Origin of the sequence: Streptomyces sp. NPDC059037 (genome assembly GCF_042740015.1) — a bacterium.
In the GTDB taxonomy this organism is placed as follows: Bacteria; Actinomycetota; Actinomycetes; order Streptomycetales; family Streptomycetaceae; genus Streptomyces.
Genome location: NZ_JBHYIG010000060.1, coordinates 23,765 through 36,206, shown reverse-complemented (window position 1 = coordinate 36,206; position 12,442 = coordinate 23,765). Strand labels below are relative to the sequence as shown.

Annotated in this window: 10 protein-coding genes; 6 read left to right on the top strand and 4 right to left on the bottom strand. The window is 71.4% G+C overall.

What is annotated here, in order from left to right; all coding sequences use genetic code 11:
* The 4 genes from ACFWY6_RS15365 to ACFWY6_RS15350 form a co-directional block, all read right to left on the bottom strand.
* On the bottom strand, positions 1-1,059 hold a 1,059-nt coding region (locus ACFWY6_RS15365), incomplete at its 3' end, for a heavy metal translocating P-type ATPase (RefSeq protein WP_384689702.1).
* Positions 1,060-1,141: 82 nt separating this feature from the next.
* A complete protein-coding gene (locus ACFWY6_RS15360; protein WP_266866770.1) occupies positions 1,142-1,465 on the bottom strand; it encodes a heavy-metal-associated domain-containing protein in 324 nt (107 codons plus the stop codon).
* A 156-nt stretch (positions 1,466-1,621) separates the two neighbouring features.
* Positions 1,622-1,819 carry an AlpA family transcriptional regulator gene (locus tag ACFWY6_RS15355; protein WP_266866772.1) on the bottom strand — a complete coding sequence of 66 codons (198 nt, stop codon included), beginning with the start codon at positions 1,817-1,819 and terminating at the stop codon, positions 1,622-1,624.
* A gap of 393 nt (positions 1,820-2,212) precedes the next feature.
* Entirely contained in the window at positions 2,213-3,112 is a 900-nt protein-coding gene (locus tag ACFWY6_RS15350; protein ID WP_360765768.1) for a sugar phosphate isomerase/epimerase, read from the bottom strand.
* Positions 3,113-3,296: 184 nt separating this feature from the next.
* Here ACFWY6_RS15350 and iolC point away from each other — a divergent pair, with 184 nt between their 5' ends.
* The 6 genes from iolC to ACFWY6_RS15320 all read left to right on the top strand — a co-directional run bounded on the left by iolC (position 3,297) and on the right by ACFWY6_RS15320 (position 12,421).
* Entirely contained in the window at positions 3,297-4,226 is a 930-nt protein-coding gene (iolC, locus tag ACFWY6_RS15345) for a 5-dehydro-2-deoxygluconokinase (protein WP_384689705.1), read from the top strand.
* 82 nt (positions 4,227-4,308) lie between these two features.
* Positions 4,309-5,190 carry a deoxyribose-phosphate aldolase gene (locus tag ACFWY6_RS15340; protein ID WP_384689698.1) on the top strand — a complete coding sequence of 294 codons (882 nt, stop codon included), beginning with the start codon at positions 4,309-4,311 and terminating at the stop codon, positions 5,188-5,190.
* 9 nt (positions 5,191-5,199) lie between these two features.
* The gene (iolB, locus tag ACFWY6_RS15335) at positions 5,200-6,015 is read left to right on the top strand and encodes a 5-deoxy-glucuronate isomerase (protein ID WP_384689695.1); all 816 of its coding nucleotides are present in this window, start codon (positions 5,200-5,202) and stop codon (positions 6,013-6,015) included.
* Entirely contained in the window at positions 6,012-7,904 is a 1,893-nt protein-coding gene (iolD, locus tag ACFWY6_RS15330; protein WP_384689693.1) for a 3D-(3,5/4)-trihydroxycyclohexane-1,2-dione acylhydrolase (decyclizing), read from the top strand. The genes iolB and iolD overlap by 4 nt, the downstream gene beginning before the upstream one ends.
* A 56-nt stretch (positions 7,905-7,960) precedes the next feature.
* Positions 7,961-9,463 (top strand): CoA-acylating methylmalonate-semialdehyde dehydrogenase, encoded by a 1,503-nt coding sequence (gene mmsA / locus ACFWY6_RS15325; protein WP_361824316.1) that lies wholly within the window; start codon positions 7,961-7,963, stop codon positions 9,461-9,463.
* Positions 9,464-9,655: 192 nt separating this feature from the next.
* Positions 9,656-12,421, top strand: coding sequence for an alpha/beta fold hydrolase (locus ACFWY6_RS15320; protein ID WP_384689689.1), 2,766 nt, complete (start codon positions 9,656-9,658; stop codon positions 12,419-12,421).
* Positions 12,422-12,442: the final 21 nt, after the last annotated feature.

The following is a 12,442-nucleotide window of genomic DNA, read 5'->3' as shown; positions in this document are numbered from 1 at the left end:
GGCGCCCGGGGCGGCGCCCCGCCCCCCGCGCGCGGGGCCGCTCGGCGCTGCCCCCCCCCGCCGCCCCCCCGGGCCCCGGGGGGGGCCGCCCCCCACACGGGTGGCCTCGACGACGAGCCGCCCCGAGACGTTCGTGGTCGCCCCGGTCACCGCGTCGCCCACCGCCACGTCCACCGGCACGGACTCGCCGGTCAGCATCGACACGTCGACCGCGGACGCGCCCTCCACGACGGTGCCGTCGGTCGCGACGGTCTCCCCGGGGCGTACGGCGAAACGGTCGCCGACGGCCAGCCGGTCGACCGGAACGCGCACCTCCCTGCCGTCCCGCAGCACGGCCGCGTCCTTGGCGCCCAGTTCGAGCAGCGCCCGCAGCGCCGCGCCCGCGCGCCGCTTGGAGCGGGCCTCCAGCCAGCGGCCGAGCAGGATGAACGTGATGACGCCCGAGGCGACTTCGAGATAGATGGTCGAGGCGGCGTCGGCGCGCGACACCGTGAACTCGAAGGGGTGCCGCATGCCCGGCATGCCCGCGTCGCCGAGGAACAGCGCCCACAGCGACCAGCCGAAGGCGGCGATCGTGCCCACGGACACCAGGGTGTCCATCGTCGCGGCGCCGTGCCGCAGATTCGTGAACGCCGCCCGGTGGAAGGGCAACCCGCCCCAGACGACGACGGGCGCGGCAAGCGTCAGCGAGAGCCACTGCCAGCTGTCGAACTGCAGCGAGGGGACCATGGCGAGCAGCACGACGGGCAGCGAGAGCAGCGCGGAGACGATGAGCCGCTGCCGCAGGGTGTCGGGCTCGGTGATGTCGGCGGTGGTGGGATGCTCCCCGGCCTCGGGTTCGGCGGGCTCGGGGACGATCTCCTTCGCCGTGTAGCCGAGCTTCTCGACCGTGGCGACCAGCTGCGCGACCTCGGTCCCTTCGGCGTACGAGACCTTCGCCTTCTCCGTGGCGAGGTTGACCGAGGCGGTCACGCCCTCCATGCGGTTCAGCTTCTTCTCGATGCGGGCCGAGCAGGAGGCGCAGGTCATACCGCCGACGGCGAGTTCGACTTCGTTCATGGTTCTCTCGTGACTACTGGGTGGTGTGGCTGCGGGCCCTGTGACGGTGCCACAGGGCCCGGGGTACCCGGCAGGCGGCAGGTCAGGCCTTGACGCCGGTCAGCTCGTAGCCCGCCTCGTCGACCGCGGCGCGCACCGCGGCCTCGTCCAGCGGGGCGTCGGAGACCACGGTCACCTGGCCCGTGGAGGCCACCGCCTTGACCGAGCTGACGCCCGCGAGCTCCGAGATCTCGCCGGCGACGGCGCCCTCGCAGTGGCCACAGGTCATGCCGGTCACCTCGTACACGGTGGTCACGGCGCCCTGCGGCGTCTCGGCGGCGCCGCCCGAGTGGCAGGAACCACTGGGGGAGCAGCAGGAGCCGGCGGTCTCGGTCTCGGCCTGCTGGAGCTCGGTCTGGGCGCTCATGTCGTTCTCCTCGGTGAGGGTGCGGCGTATGTGCGTATGCGACGTAATGTGCAGGAGTGACCCCGGAGTTCCCCGGAGCCTCCCGACACTCACCACACTATACCCCTAGGGGGTACTTCTCAATGAGGGGGGACGGTGCGCGGCCCGCTCGGAGGGTCAGTCCCTGCGCCCCCGGTTGCCGGGCCGCGCCGCGACCCAGGCGCGGATCGTGTCCGCGTACCAGTAGGGCTTGCCGCTCTCCACGTGGTCGGGCTCGGGAAGCAGGCCGTGCTTGCGGTAGGAGCGCACGGTGTCGGGCTGCACCCGGATGTGTGCGGCGATGTCCTTGTACGACCAGAGCCTTCGGTCGGTCATCAGTGGCACCTCCCTGCGGGTGCCGCAGGGGCGGCTCGGGGGGAGCCGTCGGGGGAGCTGCGGCACGACGCTGGCGATCACTCAGCCTTGTGCCCGGTGAACGACGCGGAGTGAGCGCAGGGGGGCGGCTGTCGACTGCCTGTGACGCAAGACCCGCGTATACGGGACATGTGTGACAGGGGGAGGTTCTTTGTGACGCGTGTGATGCATCCAGGGGGCGCGTCGGAGCGGCGTGAAACGGGCGCACGGATGCAGAGCGCGAGCGGGCCGGTCGAAGCGAGGTGCAGCAGCGCCCCGGAGGGGCGCGGGGCTGTGACGTGTGCGGCTCCGCCGCGTGGGCGCGGCCGGCCACGACGCACCCGCAGGTGGAATACCGGACTTCCAGCGGAGCGCCTAGGCGCCGCAGGAACGCAGGAACGAGCGGGTGCGGCGGGCGATGGGCCCCGGCTTGTCCGGCGGGCACGGGTACATGTCCTGCTCGACGATGGCGAACAGATCCACGTCCAGCTTCTGCGCCGCCGCGAGCACCGGCTCCAGGGCGGGCACCCCCGACGGCGGCTCGCACATCACGCCGCGCGCCACGGCGGGCCCGAACGGCATCTCCTGCGCCCGCACCTCGGCGAGCACCGCCGGGTCGACCTGCTTGAGGTGCAGATAGCCGATGCGCTCGCCGTACGTCTCGATGAGCTTGACGCTGTCGCCGCCGCAGTAGGCGTAGTGCCCGGTGTCCAGGCAGAGCGAGACGAGGTCGGAGTCCGTCGCGTCGAGGAAACGGGTCACGTTCTCCTCGGTGTCGATGTGCGTGTCCGCGTGCGGATGGACGACGACCCGCAGGCCGTACCGCTCGCGCACCCGGTACGCCAGGCGCTCGGTCTGCAGCGTGAGCTGGCGCCACTGCTCCGGCGTGAGCGTGCGGTCCTCCAGGACCTCGCCGGTCTTGTCGTCGCGCCAGAAGGAGGGGATGACGACCAGATGCCGGGCGCCCATCGCCTGGGTGAGGGCGGCGATTCCGGCCACATGTTCCCAGGTCTTCTCCCAGACGGAGGGTCCGTGGTGCAGGCCGGTGAAGACCGTCCCCGCGGAGACCTTCAGGCCGCGCCGCTGTGTCTCGGCGGTCAGTTCGGCGGGATCCGTGGGCAGATAGCCGTACGGACCGAGTTCGATCCACTCGTATCCGGAGTCCGCCACCTCGTCGAGGAAGCGGCTCCAGGGGACCTGCCCGGGATCCTCGGGGAACCACACGCCCCACGAGTCGGGCGCCGAGCCGATGCGGATGCGTGACAGCGTCGTCATGGCAGCCAGCTTTCAGGGCGGCGGAGAAGGGTGTCAAGGAGTCGTCCGAATGTAAGGACAATGTGTTGACAGGGTTCGTGGGGCGGGATTAGACCTAGGGGTGGGCGATGCCGAGAGGGAGTGCAGGGTGACGGTGACTGATCCGTGTGGCGATCCGTATGCCGATCCGTTTGACGTCATCACCATGGGGCGGATCGGGGTGGACCTCTATCCCCTGCAGGCCGGGGTGCCGCTCGCCGAGGTCACCACCTTCGGCAAGTTCCTCGGTGGCTCCGCGTCGAACGTCGCGGTGGCGGCGGCACGCCTCGGCCGCCGGGTGGCGCTCCTCACGCGTACGGGCGAGGACCCCTTCGGGGAGTATCTGCACCGGGCGCTGCGGGAGTTCGGGGTCGACGACCGGTGGGTGACGGGGGTCGCCGGGCTCCCCACGCCGGTCACCTTCTGCGAGGTCTTCCCGCCCGACGACTTCCCGCTCTACTTCTACCGGCAGCCGAAGGCGCCCGACCTCGAGATGTACGAGAGCGAACTAGACCTCGGCGCGATCGCCGCCGCGCGGGTGTTCTGGATGACGGGTACGGGGCTGAGCGCGGAGCCGAGCCGGGGCGCGACGCTGGCCGCGCTGGCGGCCAGGAGCCGGCGCGAGGTCACCGTCTTCGACCTGGACTGGCGGCCGATGTTCTGGAGCGACCCCCAGGAGGCCAGACCCTTCTACGCCGAGGCCCTGCGGCACGCGACCGTCGCCGTGGGAAATCTCGACGAGGTCGAGGTGGCGACGGGGGAGCGGGAGCCGTACGCCGCCGCTCGGGCCTTGCTGGCGGCGGGAGTTGAGCTGGCCGTGGTGAAACAGGGCCCGAAGGGTGTGCTCGCCGTCAGCCGCTCCGGGGAGGCCGCGGAGGTGCCGCCGCTGCCGGTGAGTGTCCTGAACGGCCTCGGGGCGGGGGACGCGTTCGGCGGCGCCTTGTGCCATGGGTTGCTCGGAGGGTGGGGGCTTGAGCGGATCATGCGGTACGCCAACGCGGCGGGCGCGATTGTCGCTTCGCGGCTGGAGTGCTCATCTGCCATGCCGTTCGCTGACGAGGTCGAGGCGGCGGTCGAGGCTGGGGAAGTGACGTGAACTTTCCCCGACCCCGCCCCTTCCCGAAACCGGGGCTGCTGAATTTTCCGCCGGGAGGGCCAGAAAATGCAGGTGATCGCCGGTGATTGATATCGCTGAACTCTCCCGCATCAGGGCCTCTCGGCCAGAAGCCATCGCTGAGGCCGCTTCCCGCCGTACCCGGCGGCCCCTCCTCGGCGACAGCGGGCGGTTGATGATCATTGCCGCCGATCACCCCGCACGCGGCGCCCTCTCCGTGGGGGGACGTCCGTTCGCCATGGCCAACCGCGGGGACCTCCTCGAACGGCTCTGTCTCGCGCTGTCCCGCCCCCGTGTGGACGGCGTGCTCGCCACCGCCGACATCCTGGAGGATCTCCTCCTGCTCGGCGCCCTCGACGGGAAGGTCGTCATGGGGTCCATGAACAGGGGTGGACTCGCCGGGGCCTCGTTCGAGTTGGACGACCGGTTCACCGGGTATCGCGCAGAGGATCTGGAGCGGCTCGGGTTCGACGCGGGGAAGCTGTTGCTGCGGGTCGACTACGACGACCCCGGATCGCTCGCCACCATGGACGCCGCCGCACGGGCCGTCGACTCGATGGCCGCCCGCAGGCTGCCCGTCTTCGTGGAGCCGTTCCTCTGCCGCCGCCCGGCGGACGGCGGACCGCCGCGCAACGATCTGAGCGCCGACGCCGTCACCACGTCCATCGCCATCGCCTCCGGCCTCGCCGGGACATCGGCGTACACCTGGCTGAAGGTTCCCGTCACCGAGAATCCGGACGACATGGAGCGGGTCATGGAGACCAGCACCCTGCCCGCCGTGCTGCTCGGCGGTGATCTGGGTGACGACGGTGACGCCGCGTACGAGAAGTGGCGCGGCGCCCTGCAACTGCCCACCGTCCAGGGGCTCGTCGCGGGGCGCACGCTGCTGTACCCGGCGGACGGGGACGTGGCGGGCGCCGTCGACACCGCCGTCGGACTGCTGTAGGAGGGCCACATGACGTACGTACCGAAGGGCAGTGCGGTCGAGCGGCCGTACGTCCTCGACCTCGGTCCCAAGCGGACCGGACTCAGCCATTCCGAGCTACGGGTGATCGAACTGGAGCCCGGCACCACGCACTCCTTCGCCACCGGAGAGAGTGAATGGATCGTGCTCCCGCTGGCCGGCGGCTGTACGGTGCAGGCGGAAGGCGAGATCATCGAACTGCTGGGCCGGGACGGCGTGTTCAGCGGAGTCAGCGACTTCGCCTATGTGCCCCGTGGCGCCCAGATCCAGATCGCCTCCGGCGCGGGAGGCCGCTTCGCCCTGGCAGGAGCGAAGTGCGAGCGTCGACTCCCCGCCCGCTACGGCTCCGCGCCGGAGGTCTCCGTCGAACGACGCGGCAGCGGCAACTGCGCCCGCGAGGTCCGCAACTTCGCGTCCGCCGACGCCTTCGACTGCGACCGTCTCATCGCCGTCGAGGTGATCACGCCGGGCGGCAACTGGTCCTCGTATCCGCCGCACAAGCACGACGAGAACCGCCCCGGCCTGGAGACCGAGCTCGAAGAGATCTATTACTTCGAGATCGAGGAGGGCCGGGGCGGGCGTGACGGGTTCGGGTATCAGCGCGTTTTCCCCTCCCGGCCCGGCGGCACCGACGTGCTCGCCGAGGTGCGGACCGGTGACGCCGTGCTCGTCCCCGACGGCTGGCACGGGCCTTCCATCGCCCAGCCGGGGCACGCCATGTACTACCTGAACGTGATGGCGGGACCGGGGCCCGAGCGGGAGTGGCGGATCTGCTTCCACCCCGATCACACGGAGGGATACCGATGACCGCGACGAACACGGTGAGTACCGTGCGGCTCACCACCGCGCAGGCGCTCGTCCGCTTCCTGTCCCGGCAGTTCACCGAGCGGGACGGCCGGCGGCAGCGGCTCATCGGGGCCACCTGGGGCATCTTCGGGCACGGGAACGTGGCGGGGATCGGCCAGGCGCTCGTCGAGTACGCCGATGAGATGCCCTACCACCAGGGGCGCAACGAACAGGCCATGGTGCACGCCGCCGTCGGGTACGCCCGCCAGTCCGGCCGCCTCTCCACGCACGCCGTCACCACCTCCATCGGGCCCGGTGCGACCAACCTCGTCACCGGCGCCGCGCTGGCGACCGTCAACCACCTGCCGGTCCTGCTGCTGCCCGGCGACACCTTCGCGACCCGGCCCGCCGACCCGGTGCTCCAGCAGCTCGAAGTCCCGTACGCGGGCGATGTGTCGGTGAACGACTGTCTGCGGCCGGTGTCGAAGTACTTCGACCGGATCACCCGGCCCGAGGCCCTGATCCCGGCCGCGCTCGCCGCGATGCGGGTGCTCACCGACCCGGCCGCCACCGGCGCCGTCACGCTCGCCCTGCCGCAGGACGTGCAGGCGGAGGCGTACGACTGGCCGGCGGAGTTCTTCGCGGAGCGGACCTGGGCCGTACGCCGCCAGGCGCCCGACCCGCAGGAGCTTGCCGCCGCCGCACGGCTCGTACGGGACTCCCTGCGCCCGCTGATCGTCGCGGGCGGCGGGGTGCACCACAGCGCCGCCGAGGACGCGCTGCGGGAGCTCGCCGACGCCACCGGGATCCCGGTCGCCTCCACGCAGGCCGGCAAGGGGTCGCTGCGCTTCGACCACCCGGCGGACGTCGGCGGCATCGGGCACACCGGCACCGCGACCGCCGACGAACTGGCGTGCACCGCCGACCTGGTGATCGGCGTCGGCACCCGCTACAGCGACTTCACGACGGCCTCCGGGACGCTCTTCGCCGCGCGGGACGTCCGCTTCCTCAACCTCAACATCACGTCCTTCGACGGTCACAAGATGGCGGGCACCCCGCTGATCGCCGACGCGCGCGCCGGGCTGCGGGCGCTGACCGGGGCGCTCGACGGCTACCGCGTCACGGACGCCTATGCCGCCGAGTACACCGACGACAAGGTGCGCTGGGAGCAGCGTGTCGACGCGGCGTACGCGGTCGACGAACCCGACGTACGGCCCACCCAGGCCCAAGTCCTCGGTCTGCTGGACGAGTTGGTCACGGAGCGGGACGTGATCATCAATGCCGCCGGGTCGCTCCCCGGCGATCTGCACAAGCTGTGGCGGGCCCGCTCGCCGCGCCAGTACCACGTCGAGTACGGCTACTCCTGCATGGGATACGAGATCCCCGCCTCGATCGGCGTCGCGATGGCCGCCCCGGACCACCACGTCTGGGCGCTGGTCGGCGACGGGACATATCTCATGATGCCCACCGAAATCGTCACGGCCGTCCAGGAGAACATTCCGGTCAAGATCGTGATCCTGCAGAACCACGGGTACGCGTCCATCGGCGGCCTCTCCGAGTCCGTGGGCGGCGAGCGCTTCGGCACCGCCTACCGCTTCCGGGCGCCGGACGGGACGTACACGGATGCCCCGCTGCCCGTTGATCTCGCGGCCAACGCGGCCTCGCTCGGGATGCGGGTGATCCGCGCCAAAACCGTCGGTGACCTGCGCGATGCCCTCGCCGATGCGCGCTCGGCCGACCGGCCCACATGTGTCTACATCGAGACGGAAACGGCAGACACAGTGTCGGGCCCGCCCCCCGCGCAGGCATGGTGGGATGTGCCCGTGGCCGAGACAGCGACCCGACCGTCGGCGGTCAAGGCCAGAGAAGAGTACGACCGGCACGTCACAGCCCGACGCCGCCATCTGTGAGACCTGTGAGACCTGTGCGAGTGCCGCCGCCAGCTGAGAGATAGGGATGCTTGATCATGACGAAGACCGTCAATCACTGGATCGGTGGGAAGACCGTCGAGGGTGCGTCGGGTACGTACGGTCCGGTGACCGACCCGGCGACCGGCGCCGTCACCACCCAGGTCGCCTTCGCCTCCGTGGACGAGGTGGACGCCGCCGTCGCCTCCGCGAAGGCCGCGTACGAGACGTGGGGCAAGTCGTCCCTCGCCAAGCGCACCTCGGTGCTCTTCGCCTTCCGCGCGCTGCTCGACGCCAACCGTGACGCGATCGCCGAGCTGATCACCGCCGAGCACGGCAAGGTGCACTCCGACGCGCTCGGCGAGGTCGCCCGTGGCCTGGAGATCGTCGACCTGGCGTGCGGGATCACCGTGCAGCTGAAGGGCGAGCTGTCCACGGAGGTGGCATCGCGCGTGGACGTGTCGTCCATCCGCCAGCCGCTCGGCGTCGTCGCCGGCATCACGCCGTTCAACTTCCCTGCCATGGTGCCGATGTGGATGTTCCCGCTGGCCATCGCGTGCGGCAACACCTTCATCCTGAAGCCGTCGGAGAAGGACCCGTCGGCGTCGATGAAGATCGCCGAGCTGCTTTCGGAAGCGGGACTCCCGGACGGCGTCTTCAACGTCGTACACGGTGACAAGGTGGCCGTGGACGCGCTGCTCGAGCACCCGGACGTGGCCGCCGTCTCCTTCGTCGGCTCGACGCCCATCGCCCGCTACATCCACACCACCGCGTCCGCCAACGGCAAGCGCGTGCAGGCGCTCGGCGGTGCCAAGAACCACATGCTGGTCCTGCCGGACGCCGACCTGGACGCGGCTGCCGACGCCGCCGTCTCGGCCGCGTACGGCTCGGCGGGCGAGCGCTGCATGGCCATCTCGGCCGTGGTCGCGGTCGGCTCCGTCGGTGACGCCCTGGTCGCGAAGATCAAGGAGCGCGCCGAGAAGATCAAGATCGGTCCCGGCAACGACCCGACGTCCGAGATGGGCCCGCTCATCACGGCCGCGCACCGCGACAAGGTCGCCTCGTACGTGACCGGCGCGAAGGCCGAGGGCTGCGAGGTCGTGCTCGACGGCACGGGCTACACGGTCGAGGGCCACGAGGACGGCCACTGGATCGGCCTCTCGCTGCTCGACCGGGTGCCGGTCACGGCCGCCGCGTACAAGGACGAGATCTTCGGCCCGGTCCTTTGCGTGCTCCGCGTGGACACGTACGAAGAGGGCGTGGCGCTGATGAACGCCTCGCCGTTCGGCAACGGCACCGCGATCTTCACCCGTGACGGGGGCGCCGCGCGCCGCTTCCAGCTGGAGATCGAGGCGGGCATGGTCGGCGTGAACGTGCCGATCCCCGTGCCGGTGGGCTACCACTCCTTCGGTGGCTGGAAGGACTCGCTCTTCGGCGACCACCACATCTACGGCAACGACGGCACGCACTTCTACACGCGCGGCAAGGTGATCACCACGCGCTGGCCGGACCCGTCGGACGCCCCGGCGGGCGTGGACCTGGGATTCCCTCGTAACCACTGAGCGGTTTGCTGGACTGATCCGCCGCTTCGCGGCGGGTCTTTCCCGCCCGCCCACCCGATTCCCGGCAGGGGCGGGGTTGGAGTTCGTACCGCAAGCGTCGTACGCGGAGCCCTGGGCGTACTCCCCTGGTAGGTAAGCGGGTTCACCCCGGCGGCTGCCTCGGATGTCGGACGTCGCCCGTACGGTTGACGCATGGATCTACGACTGCCCAAGCGCGGACTGCTCGCGGCCGGCGCCGCCCTCGCGGTGCTGGTGGGCGCGGGCACCTGGACGGCGGTGGCATCGGACGACGCCCCCGCCGTCCGCCGCTCGGACCGCGTGATGGAGATGACCGGCGCGGGCGGCGCGAAGATCGACACCTCTTACTTCACCGCGGGGGACAGCGACGCGAAGCGCCCGGCCGTCCTCATCGGCCACGGCTTCGGCGGCAGCAAGGAAGACGTACGCGACCAGGCGGAGGACCTCGCCCGCGACGGGTACGCGGTGCTCACCTGGTCCGCCCGCGGCTTCGGCGGGTCCACCGGCAAGATCGGCCTGAACGACCCTAAGGGCGAGGTCGCCGACGTCTCCCGTCTCATCGACTGGCTGGCCGACCGCCCCGAGGTGGAGCTGGACAAGGACGGCGACCCACGGGTGGGCGTCACCGGCGCCTCGTACGGCGGCGCTGTCTCCCTCCTCGCCGCAGGGCACGACCGGCGCGTGGACGCCATCGCTCCCCAGATCACGTACTGGAACCTGAGCGACGCGCTCTTCCCCCACGGCGTGTTCAAGAAGCTCTGGGCGGGCCTCTTCATCAGCACGGGCGGCGGCTGCGACCGGTTCGAGAAGCGGCTCTGCGAGATGTACGACCGGGTCGCGGTCTCCGGGAAGCCGGACGACCGGGCCCGCGAGCTCCTCGCGGACCGCAGCCCGTCCGCCGTCGGCGACCGCATCAAGGTGCCCGCCCTGATCGTGCAGGGCCAGTCCGACTCCCTCTTCCCGCTGGGCCAGGCCGACGCGATGGCCAAGGCGATCCGCGGCAACCACGCACCCGTGTCCGTCGACTGGATCTCCGGCGGCCATGACGGCGGGGACCGCGAGACGGGGCGGGTGAACGCCCGTATCGGGTCGTGGTTCGACCGCTATCTGAAGGACGACAAGAACGCCGACACGGGACCGGCGTTCCGGGTCACGCGCACCGGAGGCATCGACTCCACCGATGGCGCCGCCACCTTGCGCGGCGCGAGCGCGGACCGGTATCCGGGCCTGCGGAGCGGCCTCCGCGAGGTGCCGCTGACCGGCAGCGCACCCGGAATCGCGGCCGGGGGCGCGTTCGGGCAGGGCGCCGCCGGAAGCGAGGACCGCCGTGCGGCCGCCGGGCGTGAGCAGAGCTTCGAGAACCCGGCGGGGGCCGCGCCGCCCGCGATCTCCGCGCTGCCGGGCGTCGGAGGCGGCGGCCTCTCCCAGCTGTCCTCGCTCGGCGTCGGCGTCTCCCTCGACTTCCCCGGCCAGTACGCCGCGTTCGAGTCGGCGCCGCTGAAGGACGACGTACGGCTCACGGGATCGCCGTCCGTGCGGGTGCACGTGAAGTCCGAGAGCGACGACGCGGTGCTCTTCGGGAAGGTGTACGACGTGGGTCCTGGCGACGAGCAGCCGGTGCTGCCCGCGCAACTGGTCGCGCCGGTAAGGGTGGAGAACGCGGGCGCCAAGGGCGGCAAGGACGTCGACCTGACCCTCCCCGCCGTCGACCACGACCTGCAGAAGGGCCACCGCCTCCGCCTCGTCCTCTCCTCGACGGACCTGGGCTATGCCTCTCCGGCGGAGCCCACCACGTACACGGTGTCCCTCAAGAGCGACCTGTCGGTCCCGACCGCGCCCGGCGTGAAGACGGCGGCCGCGCCGCTGCCCTCCTGGGTGTGGTGGCTGCCGCTCACCGGAGCGGTCATCGCGCTCGGGCTCCTGCTGACCGCGCGGCGCCGGACGGCGGCACCGGCGCCGGACCCGCAGCTCGCCGAAGTCCCGCTCCAGATCACGGACTTGAGCAAGCGGTACGCGAAGTCGGTGGACCGGTACGCGGTGCGTGACGTGTCCTTCCGCGTGGAGCGGGGCCAGGTCCTCGGCCTCCTGGGTCCGAACGGTGCGGGCAAGACGACCACCCTGCGCATGCTGATGGGCCTGATCCGGCCCGACGCGGGCGAGATCCGCGTCTTCGGGCAGGCGATCCGGGCGGGCGCCCCCGTCCTCTCCCGGGTCGGCGCCTTCGTCGAGGGCGCCGGATTCCTCCCGCACCTCTCGGGCCGGGAGAACCTGGAGCTGTACTGGAAGGCCACCGGACGCCCCGCCGGGGACGCCCACCTCGACGAGGCGCTGGAGATCGCAGGGCTCGGCGACGCTTCCCCAAGTTCTCGGCTTCGCTCGAACAGGGGAGACCCCATCGCCCGCGCGGTGCGGACGTACTCCCAGGGCATGCGGCAGCGGCTCGCCATCGCCCAGGCGATGCTCGGTCTGCCGGACCTGCTGATCCTCGACGAACCGACCAACGGCCTCGACCCGCCGCAGATCCGCGAGATGCGTGAGGTGATGATCCGGTACGCCGAGGGCGGCCGCACGGTCATCGTCTCCAGCCATCTCCTGGCGGAGGTCGAACAGTCCTGCACCCACCTGGTGGTCATGGACCACGGCCGTCTCGTCCAGGCGGGCCCGGTGAGTGAGATCGTCGGCTCGGGGGACACGCTGCTCGTGGGGCTTGCCGCGGACATCTCGGAACCCCTGGTCGACAAGGTCGCCGCGCTGGCCGGCGTGGCTTCGGCGGTCCGCGCGGACGGCGGCCTCCTGGTGCGGCTCGACGGCACGGACGGCGCGAGCGCCGCGCGGCTGCTGCCCGAACTGGTGCGTCTGGAGCTGCCCGTGGACGCCCTCGGCCCGCACCGCCGCCTTGAGGACGCCTTCTTGACCCTGATCGGAGGGCACTCCGCGTGAGCGCCATCACTGAGCAAGAGC